The sequence below is a fragment of the Pseudomonas sp. B329 genome, assembly GCF_023127835.1.
In the GTDB taxonomy this organism is placed as follows: Bacteria; Pseudomonadota; Gammaproteobacteria; order Pseudomonadales; family Pseudomonadaceae; genus Aquipseudomonas; species Aquipseudomonas synxantha_A.
This window is the reverse complement of the sequence record NZ_SPKP01000063.1, coordinates 1-18,073: the sequence shown is the minus strand read 5'-3', so window position 1 is coordinate 18,073 and position 18,073 is coordinate 1. Positions and strand designations below refer to the sequence as shown.

16 protein-coding genes and 1 pseudogene are annotated in these 18,073 nt (G+C 59.5%); 13 read left to right on the top strand and 4 right to left on the bottom strand.

Translation table 11 applies throughout. The features are described 5' to 3' along the window. The first annotated feature begins 16 nt into the window (after positions 1 to 16). From E4P00_RS27240 to E4P00_RS27200, 9 genes are all read left to right on the top strand, one after another. Positions 17 to 922, top strand: coding sequence for an AraC family transcriptional regulator (locus tag E4P00_RS27240; protein WP_032875768.1), 906 nt, complete (start codon positions 17 to 19; stop codon positions 920 to 922). 324 nt (positions 923 to 1,246) lie between these two features. Further along, positions 1,247 to 1,495 carry a DUF6124 family protein gene (locus tag E4P00_RS27235; protein ID WP_078821467.1) on the top strand — a complete coding sequence of 83 codons (249 nt, stop codon included), beginning with the start codon at positions 1,247 to 1,249 and terminating at the stop codon, positions 1,493 to 1,495. Positions 1,496 to 1,694: 199 nt separating this feature from the next. Next, a complete protein-coding gene (locus E4P00_RS27230) occupies positions 1,695 to 3,017 on the top strand; it encodes a sugar ABC transporter substrate-binding protein (RefSeq protein WP_005788580.1) in 1,323 nt (440 codons plus the stop codon). A 153-nt stretch (positions 3,018 to 3,170) separates the two neighbouring features. Continuing rightward, positions 3,171 to 4,061, top strand: a complete 891-nt coding sequence (locus E4P00_RS27225) for a sugar ABC transporter permease (RefSeq protein WP_005788581.1) — start codon at positions 3,171 to 3,173, stop codon at positions 4,059 to 4,061. A 10-nt stretch (positions 4,062 to 4,071) separates the two neighbouring features. Further along, entirely contained in the window at positions 4,072 to 4,902 is an 831-nt protein-coding gene (locus tag E4P00_RS27220; RefSeq protein WP_032875774.1) for a carbohydrate ABC transporter permease, read from the top strand. A gap of 22 nt (positions 4,903 to 4,924) precedes the next feature. Beyond that, complete coding sequence (gene ugpC, locus E4P00_RS27215) at positions 4,925 to 6,028, top strand: sn-glycerol-3-phosphate ABC transporter ATP-binding protein UgpC (protein ID WP_032875775.1); 1,104 nt, start codon at positions 4,925 to 4,927, stop codon at positions 6,026 to 6,028. Positions 6,029 to 6,046: 18 nt separating this feature from the next. Next, entirely contained in the window at positions 6,047 to 7,528 is a 1,482-nt protein-coding gene (locus tag E4P00_RS27210; RefSeq protein ID WP_078821468.1) for a mannitol dehydrogenase family protein, read from the top strand. 138 nt (positions 7,529 to 7,666) lie between these two features. After that, positions 7,667 to 9,148: a xylulokinase gene (gene xylB / locus E4P00_RS27205; protein WP_248133368.1), complete on the top strand. Its 1,482-nt coding sequence runs from the start codon at positions 7,667 to 7,669 to the stop codon at positions 9,146 to 9,148. A gap of 12 nt (positions 9,149 to 9,160) precedes the next feature. Then, positions 9,161 to 10,099, top strand: coding sequence for a carbohydrate kinase (locus E4P00_RS27200; protein WP_248128878.1), 939 nt, complete (start codon positions 9,161 to 9,163; stop codon positions 10,097 to 10,099). 61 nt (positions 10,100 to 10,160) lie between these two features. Here E4P00_RS27200 and E4P00_RS27195 read toward each other — a convergent pair whose 3' ends face one another. Beyond that, positions 10,161 to 10,430 (bottom strand): DUF1652 domain-containing protein, encoded by a 270-nt coding sequence (locus tag E4P00_RS27195; RefSeq protein WP_248133367.1) that lies wholly within the window; start codon positions 10,428 to 10,430, stop codon positions 10,161 to 10,163. A gap of 366 nt (positions 10,431 to 10,796) precedes the next feature. Here E4P00_RS27195 and E4P00_RS27190 point away from each other — a divergent pair, with 366 nt between their 5' ends. Next, positions 10,797 to 10,997, top strand: coding sequence for a ParD-like family protein (locus tag E4P00_RS27190; RefSeq protein ID WP_003190946.1), 201 nt, complete (start codon positions 10,797 to 10,799; stop codon positions 10,995 to 10,997). Beyond that, the gene (gene map / locus E4P00_RS27185) at positions 10,997 to 11,779 is read left to right on the top strand and encodes a type I methionyl aminopeptidase (RefSeq protein ID WP_032875785.1); all 783 of its coding nucleotides are present in this window, start codon (positions 10,997 to 10,999) and stop codon (positions 11,777 to 11,779) included. Before E4P00_RS27190 ends, map begins: the two co-directional genes overlap by 1 nt. A 67-nt stretch (positions 11,780 to 11,846) precedes the next feature. On the opposite strand, the gene E4P00_RS27180 is transcribed toward map, so the two are convergent. After that, positions 11,847 to 12,887, bottom strand: a complete 1,041-nt coding sequence (locus tag E4P00_RS27180; protein ID WP_032875787.1) for a 2-oxoglutarate and iron-dependent oxygenase domain-containing protein — start codon at positions 12,885 to 12,887, stop codon at positions 11,847 to 11,849. 274 nt (positions 12,888 to 13,161) lie between these two features. Further along, on the bottom strand, positions 13,162 to 14,748 hold the full coding sequence (locus E4P00_RS27175; protein ID WP_078821472.1) for a RimK family protein: 1,587 nt from the start codon (positions 14,746 to 14,748) through the stop codon (positions 13,162 to 13,164). 94 nt (positions 14,749 to 14,842) lie between these two features. On the opposite strand from E4P00_RS27175, the pseudogene E4P00_RS27170 reads away from it, so the two are divergent. Further along, a pseudogene (locus E4P00_RS27170) lies at positions 14,843 to 15,280 on the top strand (GNAT family N-acetyltransferase); the annotation flags it as partial. Here the strand turns inward: E4P00_RS27170 and sfnG are convergent. Further along, positions 15,253 to 16,362 (bottom strand): dimethylsulfone monooxygenase SfnG, encoded by a 1,110-nt coding sequence (sfnG, locus tag E4P00_RS27165; RefSeq protein ID WP_032875795.1) that lies wholly within the window; start codon positions 16,360 to 16,362, stop codon positions 15,253 to 15,255. The pseudogene E4P00_RS27170 and the gene sfnG overlap by 28 nt on opposite strands. Before the next feature lie 265 nt (positions 16,363 to 16,627). Here sfnG and E4P00_RS27160 point away from each other — a divergent pair, with 265 nt between their 5' ends. Beyond that, a complete protein-coding gene (locus tag E4P00_RS27160) occupies positions 16,628 to 17,866 on the top strand; it encodes an acyl-CoA dehydrogenase family protein (protein ID WP_248133366.1) in 1,239 nt (412 codons plus the stop codon). The last annotated feature ends 207 nt before the right edge of the window (positions 17,867 to 18,073 follow it).

Genomic DNA, 18,073 nt, shown 5'->3' with positions numbered 1-18,073 from the left:
ATAAAGCGACGGCAGCATGACCCGAGCAACGCGCATCACCGATCCCTCCTACGAGCTGATGGACGATCACAACGGTCTGTCCATCATCTATCGCCAGCACGGCTTCCCCTGCCCGCTGGTGCGCTGGCACTTCCACAAGGAATACGAGCTGCACCTGATCGTCGCCAGCTCCGGCAAGGTGTTTATCGGTGACTACATCGGCAACTTCTACCCGCAAAGCCTGTTCCTCACCGGCCCCAACCTGCCCCACAACTGGATCAGCCAGGTGGAAGAAGGCGAAGTGGTCCCCAAGCGCGACATGCTGGTGAACTTCACCGACGAGTTGTTCGAACACGGCAGCCACATCTTCACCGAACTCAAACGCCTGGCGCCGCTGCTCGAACGCGCGCAGTACGGCATCGAATTCCGCTGCAAAAAGACCATTGCCCACGCCATGACCCTCATGCAGCACATTGAAGACGCCCACGGCATGGCGCGCCTGGGGCATTTCTTTATCCTGCTGGAGGTATTGAGCGCCTGTGAGGACTACCAGCTGCTGTCCGGCGTGACCACCCCGCAGCAAGCCGACGAACACAGCATCGACCGCACCAACCGTGCGGTGGACTACATCTTTGCCCACTACGCCCGCGAGCTGCCGCTGGAAGAAGTCGCAGAGTACCTGGGGATGAAACCGACGTATTTTTCTCGAGTATTCAAGCAGGCCACCGGGCGGACTTTTATTGAATTCGTCAATCGACTGCGCATCAGCAAGTCCTGCGAGTTGCTGGCCGATGGCGACAAGGCGGTGACGGATGTGTGCTTTGAGTCGGGGTTCAATAATATTTCCAACTTCAACCGGCGGTTTCAGCAGCTTAAGGGGATGACGCCGTCCCACTACCGGCGATTGGCGGTGCAGCGGTTGACTGAGCAGAATTTGGCTTGAGGTTGATCGTTCGGCAGGCGTCAGGAAGCAGAAACGTCTTACAAGGTTTTGAGGTTGTCCCTAGGACACTCAATCTCTAGTCTCTGTACACCGCTGCACACTCAGCGGTCGGGCGTCGCGGCCCGGTTTAATCAGACGCAAAGTGCCATTTCCGCTTTCAGTTGACGTCTTTTTATCGTCTACTGTGCGCCCTTATGGTGGCTGTGCGCGGGATACCTTCGGGTATGCCGGTTTCCTGATTCCGGTCCGCGAACCTGCGTACAGCTACCACCCGATCGCGTCGCGGCGATCAGTGGTAGCTCCACTTGAATCAGGAGTTCCACCATGATCAAACCCACCCCAAATCCCCCAATCGATCCAGCACCCAGCGTGCTGTTCACCGTAAAAGACGGCATCTCCACGCATGACCTACTGGTCAACCTCAGCGAGTCACTCGCTTCTGCCCACGCCCTCACCTGCGATTTCGCCTTTGATCTCGACGGCTCGCGGCGCGAAGGTGCCCTGGGTATTGCCCAGTTGATCGAGGTGTCTCGCTTGCTGGCTGAGCGGGTACTGGCTGATATCGAGCGTTAAATACGGCATCGATCGTCCCCACGCACCACGGGGACGATCATCGAGTGCAAAAAAGTATCAGTGCGCGTGCGCCCAAGGATTTGTCACAACCCCATTTCAAGGCTGTAATCGACGCACACTCTTCCTGGCTACCTGTAGGAAGACACAACAACAATAACCGTCCTTCTGTAGCCCCCTGGGCGCGGAAATGGAGTGCGCGATGAAGTTCACAGCAAAAGCTCTGCTTGCCTGTTCCTGCATGACTGCATGCATGACCCTCAGCGCCGTCAGCCTTGGCGCGCAAACCCTGACCATTGCCACCGTCAACAACAGCGACATGATCCGTATGCAGAAGCTCTCGAAAACCTTCGAGGCCGAGCACCCGGAGATCAAGTTGAACTGGGTGGTGCTCGAAGAAAACGTGCTGCGCCAACGCCTCACCACCGACATCGCCACCCAGGGCGGGCAGTTCGACGTGCTGACCATCGGCATGTACGAAGCCGCACTGTGGGGCGCCAAGGGTTGGCTGGAGCCGATGAAGGACCTGCCGGCCTCCTACGACCTTGATGATGTGTTCCCTTCGGTACGTGATGGCTTGTCCGTCAAGGGTTCGCTGTACGCCCTGCCGTTCTACGCCGAAAGCTCGATCACCTATTACCGCACCGACCTGTTCAAGGACGCCGGGCTGACCATGCCCGAGCACCCGACCTGGAGCCAGATCGGCGAATACGCGGCCAAACTTACTGATAAGTCCAAAGAGCAATACGGCCTGTGCCTGCGCGGCAAAGCCGGTTGGGGTGAGAACATGGCGCTGATCACCACCCTGGCCAACGGCTTCGGTGCGCGCTGGTTCGATGAGAAGTGGCAACCGCAATTCAATGGCCCCGAGTGGAAGGACGCGCTGAACTTCTACGTCGACAACATGAAGAAATCCGGCCCGCCGGGTGCGTCCAGCAACGGTTTCAACGAGAACCTGGCGCTGTTCAACAGCGGCAAATGCGCGATCTGGGTAGACGCCAGCGTCGCCGGTTCGTTTGTCACCGACAAGAGCCAGAGCAAGGTCGCCGAGCATGTCGGTTTCACTTTTGCGCCCCACGAGAAGACCGACAAGGGCACCTCGTGGCTGTACTCCTGGAGCCTGGCGATCCCTACCAGTTCCAAGGCCAAGGACGCCGCCAAGGTGTTCACCAGTTGGGCCACGTCCAAGGAATACGGCCAGCTTGTGGCCAAGACCGATGGCATCGCCAATGTGCCGCCAGGTACGCGCCAATCCACCTACAGCGACGAGTACATGAAGGCCGCGCCGTTCGCCAAGGTGACCCTGGAATCACTGAAAGTGGCCGACCCGACCAAGCCGACCGAGAAGCCGGTGCCGTATATCGGTATCCAGTTGGTGACCATTCCTGAGTTCCAGGCGATTGGTACCCAGGTCGGCAAGTTCTTCTCGGGTGCGTTGACCGGTCAGCAAACGGTGGATGCCGCCTTGACCGCCGCGCAGACCACCACCGAGCGTGAAATGAAGCGGGCTGGTTACCCCAAGTAACCCCTGCCCTCACCACAGTCAAATGTGGGAGGGGGCTTGCTCCCGATAGCAATCTACCAGTTGATGATTGTGTGACTGATACACCGCTATCGGGAGCAAGCCCCCTCCCACACTGACCGCGCTCCGATTCGTATCTGACTGGTCTTGATTCTAATGAATACACCCGCCAAAAACCGCCTGGCCAACCCCGGCTGGTTCCTCGTCAGCCCCTCGGTGGCCTTGTTGCTGCTGTGGATGATCGTGCCGCTGGGCATGACCCTGTACTTTTCGCTGATCCGCTACAACCTGCTTTACCCCGGTGAAAACCAATTCGTGGGGTTGGAGAACTTCAGCTACTTCATTACCGATTCGGGGTTCTTGCCCGGCGCCACCAATACCCTGTTGCTGGTGGGCAGCGTGTTGCTGATCAGTGTGGTGTTCGGCGTGTTGATCAGCGCGCTGCTGGAGGCCAGTGAGTTCCTGGGCCGTGGCATCGTGCGGGTGCTGTTGATTTCGCCATTCTTCATCATGCCCACCGTTGGCGCGCTGATCTGGAAGAACCTGATTTTCCACCCGGTGTCGGGGATCCTCGCCGCCGTGTGGAAGTTCTTCGGCGCCGAGCCGGTGGATTGGCTGGCGCACTACCCGCTGTTGTCGATCATCATCATTGTGTCGTGGCAGTGGCTGCCCTTCGCGATACTGCTGCTGATGACCGCCATGCAGTCCCTGGACCAGGAGCAAAAGGAAGCTGCACGCCTGGACGGTGCCGGTGCCATTGCGATCTTCTGGCACCTGACCCTGCCACACCTGGCCCGCCCGATTGCCGTGGTGGTGATGATCGAAACCATCTTCCTGCTCTCGGTGTTCGCCGAAATCTTCACCACCACCAACGGTGGCCCGGGCTACGCCTCGACCAACCTCGCCTACCTGATCTACAACCAGGCGCTGGTGCAGTTCGACGTGGGCATGGCCTCGGCCGGTGGCTTGATTGCCGTGGTCATCGCCAATATCGCGGCGATCATCCTGGTGCGGATGATCGGCAAAAACCTGACTGACAAGCCTTGAGGGCCGCGCCATGACACTTCAACAATCCCGCCGCCTGCAAAGCCTGCTGCTCGGTACGTTGGCCTGGGCCATCGCGATCCTGATTTTCTTCCCGATCTTCTGGATGGTGCTGACCAGCTTCAAGACTGAAATCGATGCGTTCGCCACCCCGCCGCAGTTCATCTTCACGCCGACGCTGGAGAACTACCTGCACATCAACGAACGCAGCAACTACTTCGCCTACGCCTGGAACTCGGTGGTGATTTCGTTCAGCGCCACTGCCCTGTGCCTACTGATCTCGGTGCCGGCCGCCTACTCCATGGCGTTCTACGAAACCCAGCGCACCAAGGGCACGCTGCTGTGGATGCTGTCGACCAAGATGCTGCCACCGGTGGGCGTGCTGATGCCGATCTATCTGTTGGCCAAGAGCCTTGGCCTGTTGGACACGCGTATCGCGCTGATCATCATCTACACCCTGATCAACCTGCCGATCGTGGTGTGGATGGTGTACACCTACTTCAAGGACATCCCCAAGGACATCCTCGAAGCCGCCCGCCTGGACGGCGCCACCCTGTGGCAGGAAATGGTCCGCGTGCTGTTGCCGATCGCCAAGGGTGGCCTGGCCTCCACGGTGTTGCTGTCGCTGATCCTGTGCTGGAACGAGGCGTTCTGGTCGCTGAACCTGACCTCGTCGAGCGCTGCGCCGTTGACCGCACTGATCGCCTCCTACTCCAGCCCCGAAGGTTTGTTCTGGGCCAAGTTGTCCGCCGTCTCGACCCTGGCCTGCGCGCCGATCCTGATCTTTGGCTGGATCAGCCAGAAACAGCTGGTGCGCGGTTTGTCCTTCGGCGCCGTCAAATAATAATTCGAAAAGGAGGCCCATCATGGCCAACCTGAAAATCAAGAATCTGCAAAAAGGCTTCGAAGGTTTCTCGATCATCAAGGGCATCGATCTGGAAGTGAACGACAAGGAATTCGTGGTGTTCGTCGGCCCCTCGGGCTGCGGCAAATCCACCCTGCTACGCCTGATCGCCGGCCTGGAAGAAGTCACGGAAGGCACCATCGAACTGGACGGCCGCGACATCACCGAAGTGACCCCGGCCAAGCGCGACCTGGCCATGGTGTTCCAGACCTACGCGCTGTACCCGCACATGAGCGTGCGCAAGAACATGTCGTTTGCCCTGGACCTGGCCGGTGTCGACAAGAAGCTGGTCGAGAGCAAGGTCAGCGAAGCGGCGCGCATCCTGGAACTGGGGCCGCTGCTGGAGCGCAAGCCCAAGCAACTGTCCGGCGGCCAGCGCCAGCGCGTGGCGATTGGCCGGGCGATTGTGCGTAACCCGAAGATCTTCCTGTTCGACGAGCCGCTGTCCAACCTCGACGCGGCGCTGCGCGTGCAGATGCGCCTGGAACTGGCGCGCCTACATAAAGAACTGCAAGCCACCATGATCTACGTGACCCACGACCAGGTCGAAGCCATGACCCTGGCCGACAAGGTGGTGGTGCTCAACAGTGGCCGTATCGAGCAGGTCGGCTCGCCGTTGGAGCTGTATCACCAACCGGCCAACCTGTTTGTGGCCGGCTTTCTCGGCACGCCGAAGATGGGCTTTCTCAAGGGCAAGGTCACGCGTGTCGAAGGCCATGGCTGCGACGTGCAATTGGACGCTGGCACCCTGATCAGCCTGCCGTTGAGTGGCGCGACCTTGAGCGTCGGCAGCGCGGTGACCCTGGGCATTCGTCCCGAGCATCTGGAAATCGCCGCGCCAGGGCAAACCACCCTGACCGTCACCGCTGACGTTGGCGAGCGCCTGGGCAGCGACACCTTCTGCCACGTCATCACCGCCAATGGCGAACCGCTGACCATGCGGATTCGCGGCGACATGGCCAGCCAGTACGGCGAGACGTTGCACCTGCACCTGGACCCGGCGCACTGCCATCTGTTCGACACTGACGGCGTAGCGGTGGCCCGCCCACTGCGCGCAGCCGCCTGACTCCGCGAGTATTTTTAGATGAAACTGAATAAACACAATCTCACGCAGTTAGCGCCGCAAGTGAAAATCCCGGCTTATGCGCTTGCCGACACCCGCCAGGGCATCGCCCATATCGGCGTCGGTGGCTTTCACCGCGCACACCAGGCGTATTACACCGACGCCTTGATGAATACCGGCGAGGGCCTGGACTGGGGCATTTGTGGCGTGGGCCTGCGTGCCGAGGACCGCAAGGCTCGCGACGACCTGGCCGGCCAGGATTACTTGTTTACCCTGTATGAGCTAGGTGACACCGACGACACCGAAGTACGCGTCATCGGCGCCCTCAGCGATATGCTGCTGGCCGAAGACGGCGCCCAGGCGTTGATCGACAAACTGGCTGACCCGGCTATCCGCATCGTCTCGTTGACCATCACCGAGGGCGGCTACTGCATTGATGACAGCAACGGCGAATTCATGGCCCACCTGCCACAGATCCAGCATGACCTGGCGCACCCCAAGACACCCAAAACCGTGTTCGGTTTTATCTGCGCAGCGCTCACCCAACGCCGCGCCGCCGGCACTGCGGCATTTACCGTCATGTCCTGCGATAACCTGCCGCACAACGGCGCCGTCACGCGCAAGGCACTGCTGGCCTTCGCCGCGCTACACAACGCCGAGCTGCATGACTGGATCAAAACCAACGTGAGCTTCCCGAACGCCATGGTCGACCGCATCACGCCAATGACCAGCACCGCCCACCGCCTGCAACTGCATGATGAACATGGCGTCGACGATGCCTGGCCGGTGGTGTGCGAACCGTTTGTGCAGTGGGTACTGGAAGACAAGTTCGTCAACGGTCGCCCGGCCTGGGAGAAGGTCGGCGTGCAGTTCACCGATGACGTCACGCCTTACGAAGAGATGAAGATCGGCTTGCTCAACGGCAGCCACCTGGCCCTCACCTACCTGGGTTTTCTCAAGGGTTATCGGTTTGTCCACGAGACCATGAACGACCCGCTGTTCGTGGCATATATGCGTGCGTTCATGGACCTGGACGTTACGCCGAACCTGGCGCCGGTGCCGGGCATCGACCTGACGGCGTACAAGCAGACGCTGGTGGAGCGCTTTTCCAACCAGGCGATTGCCGACCAGTTGGAACGGGTGTGTTCCGATGGTTCGTCGAAGTTTCCCAAGTTCACCGTGCCGACCATCAATCGCTTGATTGCCGATGGCCGCGAGACTGAGCGTGCAGCGCTGGTAGTGGCGGCCTGGGCCTTGTATTTGAAAGGGGTGGATGAGAATGGCGTGAGCTACAAGATCCCCGATCCGAGGGCCGAGTTCTGCCAGGGGCTGGTGAGTGATGACACACTGATCAGCCAGCGGTTGCTGGGGGTAGAGGAGATTTTTGGCACGGCTATTCCCAAGTCCGCTGAGTTTGTGGCAGCGTTTGAGCGGTGCTATGCAAGCCTGCGCGACAAAGGCGTCACCCAAACCCTGCAACAACTCCTGAACAAACCGGATTAAAACTGTGGGAGGGGGCTTGCTCCCGATAGCGGTAGGTCAGAGAAAGGTATTTGACTGACACTCCCTCATCGGGAGCAAGCCCCCTCCCACACTTGACCGGGTTACCAATCTAAAAATAATACTGCTGAGCACTCCATCATGACCCAGCAAAACCTGTTCCTCGGAATCGACTGCGGCACTCAAGGCACCAAGGCCATCGTCCTCGACGCCTCCAGCGGCAAGGTGCTGGGCCTGGGCGCCGCCGCGCATACCTTGATCAGCGGCGCCAACGGCCGGCGCGAGCAACACACCCAGGAATGGCTGGACGCCTTCACCGAAGCCACCCACCGCGCTCTGCAACAAGCCGGGGTGGACGGCCAGGACATCCTTGGCATCGGCGTTTCCGGCCAGCAGCACGGCCTGGTGCTGCTGGACGAACAAGGTGAAGTGCTGCGCCCGGCCAAGTTATGGTGCGACACCGAAACCGCGCCGGAGAACGAGCGCCTGCTGGCACATCTGGGCGGCGAAAGCGGCTCCCTGGAACGCCTGGGCGTAGCCATCGCGCCGGGCTACACCGTCTCCAAACTGCTCTGGACCCGTGAACAGCACCCGGACGTATTTGCCCGCATCGCCCATATCCTGCTGCCCCACGACTACCTCAACTACTGGCTCACCGGTCGCGTCTGCGCCGAGTACGGCGACGCCTCGGGCACCGGTTACTTTGACGTGCGCAGCCGCACCTGGGATGTGGCGCTGCTCAGGCACATCGACCCCAGCGGCCGCCTGGAGGCAGCGCTCCCGCAGTTGATCGAAGCCGACCAGGCGGTGGGCACGATCCTGCCGGCCATTGCCGAGCGCCTGGGGATCAACCCCAACGCCGTGGTGTCCAGCGGCGGCGGCGACAATATGATGGGCGCCATCGGCACCGGCAATATCGCTCCCGGCGTGATCACCATGAGCCTGGGCTCATCAGGCACCGTGTATGCGTTTGCCGACCAGCCCAACGTCAGCCCGCAGGCGTCGGTAGCGACCTTTTGCTCGTCCAGTGGCGGCTGGCTGCCGCTGATCTGCACCATGAACCTGACCAACGCCACCGGGGTAATTCGCGAGCTGTTCGAACTCGACTTGCAGGCGTTCAACGCCCTGGTCAAACAAGCCCCCATTGGCGCCGACGGGGTGAGCATGCTGCCGTTTCTCAATGGCGAACGCGTGCCTGCCCTGCCCCACGCCACCGGCAGCCTGCACGGCCTGACCATGACCAACCTGACCCGCGCCAACCTGTGCCGCGCCGTGGTTGAGGGCACCACCTTCGGTCTGCGTTATGGCCTTGACCTGCTGCGCCAGACCGGCCTGCAAAGCCAGAGCATCCGCCTGATCGGCGGCGGCTCGAAAAGCCCGGTGTGGCGGCAGATGGTCGCCGATATCATGCACACCGAAGTGGTGTGCACCGAACAGAGCGAAGCCGCCGCCCTGGGCGCGGCAATCCAGGCCGCCTGGTGCCAGAGCGGCGAACCCTTGGCCAGCCTGTGCGACAAATGTGTGAGCGTCGACCCGGCCAGCCTCACCTTGCCGGCAACCGAGAGTGTCAGCGCCTATCAACAGGCGTATGAGCGTTATCAACAGCACGTGGCATCCCTTTAAGAGCGAACGACTATGTATCTGGTGTGTGGTGAGGCGCTGTTTGATTTTTTCAGCGAGGAGGATGCCAGCGGGCAGGCCGCCAAAGTCAATTACAAGGCGATTGCCGGGGGCTCGCCATTCAATGTGGCCGTGGGCCTGCGCCGCCTGGGGATTGAAGCCGGGTTGTTCGGCGGCCTGTCCAGCGACTTCCTCGGCCGGCGCTTGTTGCAGGTGCTGAAAGATGAAGGGGTCAGCGAGCAGTTCCTGGTGGAATTTGCCGCGCCGACCACGTTGTCGATGGTCGCTGTGGGCGCCAATGGCTCACCGCAGTACAACTTCCGTGGCGAAGGCTGTGCGGATCGGTTGCTGGAAGTCGCGCATTTGCCGGTACTCGGCGATGAGGTGCGCGGGCTGCATATCGGCTCGTTCTCACTGGTGGTGCAACCGATTGGCGACACCCTGCTGGCGCTGGTCAAGCGCGAAAGCGGCAAGCGCCTGATCAGCCTGGACCCTAACGTGCGCCTTAACCCGCAGCCGGACATCCAACTATGGCGTGATCGCGTCGCCGAGCTGGTCACACATGCCGACCTGATCAAGGTCAGCGACGAAGACCTGCACCTGCTCTACCCCGACCAGTCACCCGAAAGTGTGCTGCACGGTTGGCTGCAACACCGCTGCCAACTGGTGTTCCTCACCCGCGGCGGCGATGGCGCCAGCGTATTCAGCCGTCAGCACGGCAACTGGTCGGCGCCGGCAGTCAAGGTGGTGATGGCTGACACTGTGGGCGCCGGCGACACCTTCCAGGCCGCGTTGATTGCCTGGCTGACCGAGCATCAGCTTGACTCAGTGACTGGCCTGCAACAGCTCACGCGCGTGCAGATTGATAACATGCTCGGCTTTGCGATTCGGGCTGCCGCGTTGACCTGTACCAAGACCGGCCCCGACCTGCCGTACCGTCATCAGCTGGGCTGACGCGCATAACAATGGGCCTGGCGAATGCCAGGCCCTGGGTCAACTTGAATTCAAGGCTTAACTAGAAATAACCGCGCCCTCCTGCTCGACGCAGGGTGTGGGTCTGGGTGTGCTTGAGGTCTTCACGCAAACCGGCGATCAGGTTGCAAATGGCTCGACTGCTGTCGAGTTTGTCGGCGTTTATACCTTTGACTTCCAAGTCCACCCGGTCACGGTCGCGGTCGTCATACACCTTGATCGTCAACGAAGCATCCTCGGCTTTGGTGCATTCGCACCGTTTAGGCAGAAAACCTCCTTCAATAATGCTGCGAAGTTCCAGTTCCGAAAGCATGGCCAACCTCTCCTTTTTTGAGACTGCCAATCAGTTTTTATGGGCTGGCAGGCGCTAGCCTGCCCCGTCTTGCCAACCCTGGCAGACGCCTGTACTCACCCAGCCTACTCGGCAAATCTCAGCATTGTTGTAACTTTTCTTCATAAGCGACCTGCCGATTAATATGAAGCCGATTGCAGCCTTTAAATAATCGTCGAACCACTGCGATTAAACGTTTAACCCTGCATGTCAGTTCAAACAGCAACCTGTGTCGACGCTCTTTTCGGCAACATGTCGCAACTATCGCGCGCCTCATTTGAACCAGGGGTTTACGCAAAGCATACGAAACGTATACGCTTTGTATATCAAACCTACACAGTGAACCTCATGGGCATCGTCAAAATCACCGACCAACTGCACGAACAGCTGCGCCTGGCCAGCGCCGCCATGGACCGCTCCATCAACGCCCAGGCCGAGTTCTGGATCAAGATCGGCCTGCTCGCCGAGCTCAACCCGCACCTGCCCTACAACGAGCTGATCAACAAGTTGTTGCTGGACAAGCCCGACCTGATCCGGGGACGCAGCTGATGATCAAGACTGCCGCCCAACTGGCCGTGATGCGAGAGTCGGGGCGCCTGCTGGCCCAGGTGTTCGACATGCTCGACGGTTATGTCGCCGCCGGCCTCTCCACTCTTGAGCTGGACAGCGCCGTCGAAGCCTTCATCCGCCACGAACTCAAGGCCCGCCCCGCCAGCCTGGGTCAGTACGACTACCCCTTTTGCATCAACACCTCGATCAACGAAGTGGTGTGCCATGGCATGCCCAGCGCCACGCAGTTCCTCAAGGACGGCGACATCATCAACATCGACATCACCCTGGAAAAAGGCGGTTTCATTGCCGACTCCAGCAAGATGTACATGATCGGTAACGTGGCGCCCAAGGCCAAACGCCTGGTAGAAATGACCTTCGAGGCGATGTGGGCCGGCATCCGCCAGGTCAAGCCCGGCGCTCGCCTGGGTGATATCGGTCATGCGATTCAGAGTCACGCCCAGGCCAACGGCTACAGCGTGGTGCGTGAATACTGCGGCCATGGCATCGGCAAACAAATGCATGAAGAGCCACAGATCCTGCACTTCGGCCGCCCTGGCACCGGCCTCGTTCTGCGCGAAGGTATGGTGTTTACCGTGGAGCCCATGCTCAACCAGGGCGGCGCCAAGACGCGCAGTCTCAAGGATGGCTGGACGGTGGTGACCAAGGACAACAGTCTGTCGGCGCAGTGGGAACATACTGTGGCAGTGACGGCGGACGGGTTTGAGGTGCTCACGTTGCAAAAACAAACTGATGCAGAACCGGTGGAATCACTACCTTGAGCAATGGGCGCTGATCGGCCATTGAAAAGTCTCCCGAGCGGCCTACCCGCTCGGGAGAGTAACGAACTCAAGGGTGCGCGTGGGCCAGACTAATACCTTCCAGGTGGCTCAAGCGATTCTCCTTGAGAATGCACTGGGTCGTTATCCGTTGCGGATAGCAACGCATAAACATGTTGGTGAAATGTGTGCCGTAATGAATACGTTCAGTACAGCTCTGACTGAATAATGGCTTGGCTGAAACGCTGAAACTCGGCTCGTGAAAGTAGGCCATGGCAAAACGCTCACGTGAGTTTAGCTTGACCTTGTGAGGCGTCGAGAGCAGAAGTCCATCGGTCATGAATTGCAAAATATCACCCGGAAACACTGTGAACACGCGCGGTACCGGTTTCACGAACGTCCAGGGCTCGTCGTTTTCGAATAAACCTGCAGTGCTTTCGTCAGGCAACCAGTTGCGCTTGCGATGTTCGCCGTCGACCGGAGGCCGAATATACAAACCTCCCACCTCATCCTGAGTAGCGATCACCAGCATGCCGTAGTCGGTATGGGCCCCAATACCTCGGCAGGTTTGCGCCGACTCGGCAGGGAAACGCAGAACACGCATATGGTGCCAGCCATCCTGGCTAAGCTGCGTCAAAGCATTTATTTCCAATCCCAGTCCGAGTGCCACCAGCTTCAACAACTTTTCGCCCGTGTCACCCAATTCCTCCAGGAAGGCTTTCATGCTGTCGCGGTATTCGTCATTGGGCCATGGCACGGGACCGTGGCACGGCCAGCCGTCTACGACGCGCTGATCCTCCAGTGGCAGATCTTTGCAAATGGTGAAAATTTCCGATTGATCCTGCTCGCCAGCCGTGACCTCTTCGCCAGAAGCAACATACCCTGCATAGGTAAGACTGCTGACTAAGCGCGACTTCTCTTCCCGGGGCAGTTTGAAAAAAGCCTTGCTGGCTGCCATGGCGCGCTTGACCTTCTGGTCCTGTTCGTCATGGATGCTGATCTGAAAAATACCGTCTTTGCGCCAAGCATCTATGAGCGCTCGGCCCAATTGGCGATCGGCCTTGCTATCAGTTACAGCTTCAGGCAGGGCAAAAGTTATTAAGTCAGTCATGTCGTGTCTCCTTAAATCCATTAAAGAGACGTGCACTCACAAATGTGACGCTGAACTGCTCCATCAACGGAACTGCTTCAGGCCCAACGTTGCGAGCCTGAATCATGAACGTCGTTATATTCCCATCTGGGAACGGTATTTATAGACTCCGGCGGACAACCTGAACATAACCGGATGTCGGTTTAACTGGCATCGAATCAACCGTCCGACGGCAGGTAAAGGTTGCTCGCCTTCTTGCCCTGGCAACCGCGAGTTTCAGCGGTCTGCTTGATTGTTACCACACCTGACCCTGGCGTTTAAGCTCCAGGCGGCGCACAAACTCCTCCAGCACCAAGCCATACAGATCGTCCTGCAGGTAGGCATCTTCGATGCCCGCATCCAGGTTGGGGTTGTCGTTGACCTCAATCACCACCACTTTGTCGCCGGACTGCTTGAGGTCCACGCCGTAGAGGCCGTCGCCGATCAGGTTGGCAGTCTTCACTGCCAGTTCCACCACGGCTTTTGGCGCTTCGTGGACCGCCAGGGTGCGACACTCACCGTTGACGGCCTGGCCAATGGCCTTGTGGTTGTAGATCTGCCAATGCCCCTTGGACATGAAGTACTGGCAGGCGAAAATCGGTTTACGGTTGAGCACGCCGATGCGCCAGTCGTATTCGGTGTAGAAGAACTCTTGGGCCAGCAGCAGTACCGAATGCTCGAACAGCTCGGCCGTGGCCTTGAGCAACGCCGCCTGGCTTTCGACCTTTATCACCCCTCGGGAGAAACAGCCATCGGGGATCTTCAACACCAGTGGGAAACCCAGGCGCTCGCCGACGCGCTCGAAATCTTCCGGCCGCTCCTTGTAAAGAATCTCGGTGGCCGGCATGCCCAGTTGATGGCTGTTCAGCAGGTCGGTGAGGTAGACCTTGTTGGTGCAGCGCAGGATCGATGCGGGGTCATCCATCACCACCAGCCCCTCGCTTTCGGCTTTCTTGGCGAAACGGTAGGTATGGTTATCGACGCTGGTAGTCTCACGGATGAGCAAGGCGTCGTACTCGGCCAGGCGCGCGTAATCCTTGCGCTCGATCAACTCCACATCGATGCCCAGGCCCTTGCCGACCCGTATGAAATTTTCCAGGGCGCGGGGGTTGGACGGAGGCAGTTGCTCCTGAGGATCGTGAAGAATTGCCAGGTCATAACGGGCCAACCGACGTGAGCGCGGCTGACGCCACACCTTGCGACTGAAGTTGTCGAGGGCGTGGGCGAATTGGTCTTCCTGATCGTCGCGTAACTTGTGCAATACGCCAGACTTAACGCCTTCGATATGCCAGCCGTTATGTTGACGGAACTCAACTAACAAGATCGGACAGGGAAAGGTTTCAAACAACTGGCGCGCTAACTCCTGCAAAGGTTCTATCGTGGTCCGACCGAAATACAGTGTCAGGGTAAAGCCTTCGGTATTGCTGTAGAGATGATGACTCAGGGCCTTTTCCAGGCTTTTGTCCAGATCATCCAGAGACAGGCCATACAGGGCTTTCCTGGTCAGTTCGCTGATGGTGCGCACCGATGGAATCACCTTGTGCCCACGCGCCTCGGCCAGCAACGAGCAGTAGTAGCCGTGCCCCAGGTACTTGTAGCTGCGGCACAGGTTGATTACCTGTACGCGCTTGCCTGTTTCGTTTTCCCGGGTCTGCTCCAGGTACTCCTGGGCGGTGACGATATCCTCGCTGGGAAAATAGGAGGCCCAATCTTCCTTGCGCTCGACAATAATCACCACTTGGCTCGAACTTCGGGGTGGCGCGGAAAAATAACCGTTGGACGTTATTGTCGCCGCAACTGTTTGCTCGGATACTTGACGCCAATGACCTTGTACCGCCGACATAATAATTGATCCGCTTTAGAGAACTCGACCTTTTCTATTAAGCACGATCTTTTAGGGAAGTCCCGTTTCGTTACGCAACTTTTACGGTGGTCTTATGGCTCTTTTCTTTCGCGTTGCAACCCTCGACGATGTGCCTGCATTAGTGGCGTTGGAGCAGCAGTGTTTCAGCAGTGATCGGCTGTCTTCGCGCAGTCTGCGCTGGATGATCAGCCGGGCCAATGGCCAGTTGTGGCTTGTGCAACAGCACGGTGAACTGCTCGGCTATGGGCTGGTGCTGTTTCGTCGTGGCGCCCGGCTGGCGCGCTTGTATTCCATCGCCATTGCCGAGCACGCTCGAGGCATCGGTCTGGGCCATCAGTTACTGGAGCACATCGAAGCCTGCGCCCTGGCCAACGATTGCGCGTACCTGCGTCTGCAAGTGCGCACCGACAACCCCGGCGCACTCTCCCTGTATGAGCGCAATGGCTATCGGCGCTTTGCCTGGGTCGACGACTACTACGAAGATCACACAGCTGCCTTGTGCCTGGAAAAACCGCTCGCGCCTGCATCGGCCGTGGCTTCCAGCTCACGCACCAGCGGCAAAACACGTTTGCCGAAGTACTCCACCTCTTCCTGAAAATGCAGAAAGCCCGCGAGCACCAGGTCCACGCCCACGGCCTTGAGCGCGACAATGCGTTCGGCGATCTGCCGCGGGGTGCCAATCAGGTTGGTCTTGAAGCCATCGTTGTACTGCACCAGGTCTTCGAAGCTGGACTTGGCCCAGTTGCCCTCGCCTTCCGGCGAAGCCTTGCCCGCCTGCTTGGCGGCATCACCAAAGGCGTTGACCGCTTCCGGGTCGGCCTGGTCGATGATTTCCGCCAGCACGGCCCGGGCTTCTTCTTCGGTGTCGCGGGCGATCACAAAGGCGTTCACGCCGACCTTAACCGAATGGTGATTGGCAGCGGCCTTGGCGCGGATATCATCGACCTGGGCCTTGATGCCTTCGGGGGTGTTGCCGTTAGTGAAGTACCAGTCCGAGACCCGCGCCGCCATGTCCCGTGCCGCCCGTGAACTACCCCCCTGGAAAACCTCTGGCTGGCCCAATGGCTTGGGCTTGAGGGTGTAGTTGTTGAAACGATAGAAATCGCCCTTGAAGGTGAAATCGTCCTGGGTCCAGATGCCTTTGAGGGCGCGGATGAATTCTTCTGAACGACGGTAGCGCTCATCGTGCTCCAGCCAGGGTTCGCCAATGGCCTGGAACTCGCCCTTGAACCAGCCACTGACGATATTCACCGCAATACGGCCATTGGTGAGCTGGTCGATGGTCGCCAATTGCTTGGCCGCCAACGCCGGTTGCCAGGGACCTGGCAGGATCGCCGCGATCACTTTGAGCGTGGTGGTCGCCGCCAGCAAAGCATGGCTGAACGCCACGGACTCATGCTGGTTTTCGGCGCCATAACCGGCGGTGAAGCGAATCTGGGTCAGGCCGTATTCAAAGCCTGCGGCTTCGGCCAACTGCGCCAGTTTGCGGTTGTAGTCGATGCCCCAGTGAGTGCGCTGTTCGATCTTGCTGACCACCAGCCCACCGCTGACGTTGGGCACCCAATAGGCAAATTTCACGGCTTGCTGACTCATCGGACGGTACCTCGCACAAATGGATGTCATGTAGCTTACGCAGCAAGCGTGCCAGTCACCCGCAAATGCCCGCGCCATGGGCGCTGCGTTAAAAAAACGGATATCTGATCAGCCTGCCGGCAATGTCACCGATCGCAGCGGTTTGTCGATCTGCTGTTGCAGGAGCAACACCCAATCACCCTCTCGCACCGCAAACAGGGGAGCAAAGTCCCGGCACGGACTGTGCAATCTCCAGCACATTCGATCACTGCCAGGAGCCCTACCCATGACTGAACATCAGGTCATCAACCCGCTGTCTACCGGCGCCGATTACCCTGCGCTGGCCGCACGTTTTCGGCCGATCTTCCAGCGCATCGCCGAGGGTGCGGTTGAGCGCGAGCACAGCCGCACACTGCCCCACGAACCGATTCAATGGCTCAAGGACGCTGGTTTTGGCGCGGTGCGGGTGCCGGTGGAATACGGCGGTGATGGCGCGTCACTGCCGCAGTTGTTTGAACTGTTGATCGAACTGGCAGCGGCCGACTCCAACGTGCCCCAGGCCCTGCGCGGGCACTTCGCATTTGCCGAAGACCGCCTGAATGCGCCACCCGGCGCAAGCCGTGATCTGTGGTTCAAGCGTTTTGTCGATGGCGATATCGTCGGCTGCGCCTGGACCGAAATCGGCACGGTGGCCATCGGTGAGGTGGTGACCCAGGTTAGCCCTGACGGCGACCGCTGGAAACTCAACGGCGAAAAGTTCTACAGCACCGGCAGCCTGTTCTCGGACTGGATCGATGTTTACGCTCAACGCAGCGACACCGGCGGCGCCGTGATCGCCGCCACCCGCACCCATCAGCCAGGCGTAGTGCAGAGCGATGACTGGGACGGCTTTGGCCAGCGCACCACCGGCAGCGGCACCTCGCGGTTTACCGACGCGGTGGTGGAAACTGAAAACCTGATCGACTTTGCCACCCGCTTCAAATACCAGACTGCGTTCTACCAACTGGTGTTGCTGGCGACACTGGCCGGTATCGGTCGCGCTGCGCTCATCGACGTGGGCCACCAGGTGCGCAACCGCCAGCGCATCTACAGCCATGGCAATGCAACGCACGTCAGCCAGGATGCGCAGGTGCAACAGGTGGTGGGCGAAGTCGCCGCGTTGGTATACGCCGCCCAGGCCAGCGCGTTGAAGGCCGCAGTGCCGGCGCAACAGGCTTATCTGGCGCGCTTTGGCGGCAATGACGTGGCCGAACGCGAAGCCAATGTGGCGGCTGAGATTGAGTCGGCGACGGCGCAAGTGGTGGTTTCGGATTTGATCCAGCGTGCCACCAGCCAATTGTTCAACGCCTTAGGGGCCTCGGATGTGCGCCAAGGCAAGGCGCTGGACCGGCATTGGCGCAACGCACGGACGGTGTCTTCGCACAATCCGGTGATCTACAAGGCGCGGATCGTGGGCGACTGGGTGATCAACGGGACAGAGCCACCGTTTGTGTGGCAAATCGGCAACGGCCCGGCGAAGGCCTGAAGTTGATCTGGGTCAAACTGTGGGAGGGGGCTTGCTCCCGATAGCGGTGGGTCAGTCCTGAATGTATTTACTGACACTCCCTCATCGTGGCATAGGTATCTACACAACTTCAGTTCTCAGCCCCCCTACGGTAACCACGATGCGAAGCGAGCCGCTCTTGATCTGCTTTTGATCTTAGGCGCCCCGTCAAACCACGCTGGCCGGAAT

Excerpts from the sequence above, each read along its gene's own strand:
- sfnG (WP_032875795.1), bottom strand. The coding sequence starts at position 16,362 with ATGAGTCAGCAAGCCGTGAAATTTGCCTATTGGGTGCCCAACGTCAGC.
- E4P00_RS27200 (WP_248128878.1), top strand. The coding sequence starts at position 9,161 with ATGTATCTGGTGTGTGGTGAGGCGCTGTTTGATTTTTTCAGCGAGGAG.
- E4P00_RS27220 (WP_032875774.1), top strand. The coding sequence starts at position 4,072 with ATGACACTTCAACAATCCCGCCGCCTGCAAAGCCTGCTGCTCGGTACG.
- xylB (WP_248133368.1), top strand. The coding sequence starts at position 7,667 with ATGACCCAGCAAAACCTGTTCCTCGGAATCGACTGCGGCACTCAAGGC.
- E4P00_RS27230 (WP_005788580.1), top strand. The coding sequence starts at position 1,695 with ATGAAGTTCACAGCAAAAGCTCTGCTTGCCTGTTCCTGCATGACTGCA.
- E4P00_RS27190 (WP_003190946.1), top strand. The coding sequence starts at position 10,797 with ATGGGCATCGTCAAAATCACCGACCAACTGCACGAACAGCTGCGCCTG.
- E4P00_RS27180 (WP_032875787.1), bottom strand. The coding sequence starts at position 12,887 with ATGACTGACTTAATAACTTTTGCCCTGCCTGAAGCTGTAACTGATAGC.
- E4P00_RS27225 (WP_005788581.1), top strand. The coding sequence starts at position 3,171 with ATGAATACACCCGCCAAAAACCGCCTGGCCAACCCCGGCTGGTTCCTC.
- ugpC (WP_032875775.1), top strand. The coding sequence starts at position 4,925 with ATGGCCAACCTGAAAATCAAGAATCTGCAAAAAGGCTTCGAAGGTTTC.
- E4P00_RS27195 (WP_248133367.1), bottom strand. The coding sequence starts at position 10,430 with ATGCTTTCGGAACTGGAACTTCGCAGCATTATTGAAGGAGGTTTTCTG.
- map (WP_032875785.1), top strand. The coding sequence starts at position 10,997 with ATGATCAAGACTGCCGCCCAACTGGCCGTGATGCGAGAGTCGGGGCGC.
- E4P00_RS27240 (WP_032875768.1), top strand. The coding sequence starts at position 17 with ATGACCCGAGCAACGCGCATCACCGATCCCTCCTACGAGCTGATGGAC.
- E4P00_RS27235 (WP_078821467.1), top strand. The coding sequence starts at position 1,247 with ATGATCAAACCCACCCCAAATCCCCCAATCGATCCAGCACCCAGCGTG.
- E4P00_RS27160 (WP_248133366.1), top strand. The coding sequence starts at position 16,628 with ATGACTGAACATCAGGTCATCAACCCGCTGTCTACCGGCGCCGATTAC.
- E4P00_RS27210 (WP_078821468.1), top strand. The coding sequence starts at position 6,047 with ATGAAACTGAATAAACACAATCTCACGCAGTTAGCGCCGCAAGTGAAA.
- E4P00_RS27175 (WP_078821472.1), bottom strand. The coding sequence starts at position 14,748 with ATGTCGGCGGTACAAGGTCATTGGCGTCAAGTATCCGAGCAAACAGTT.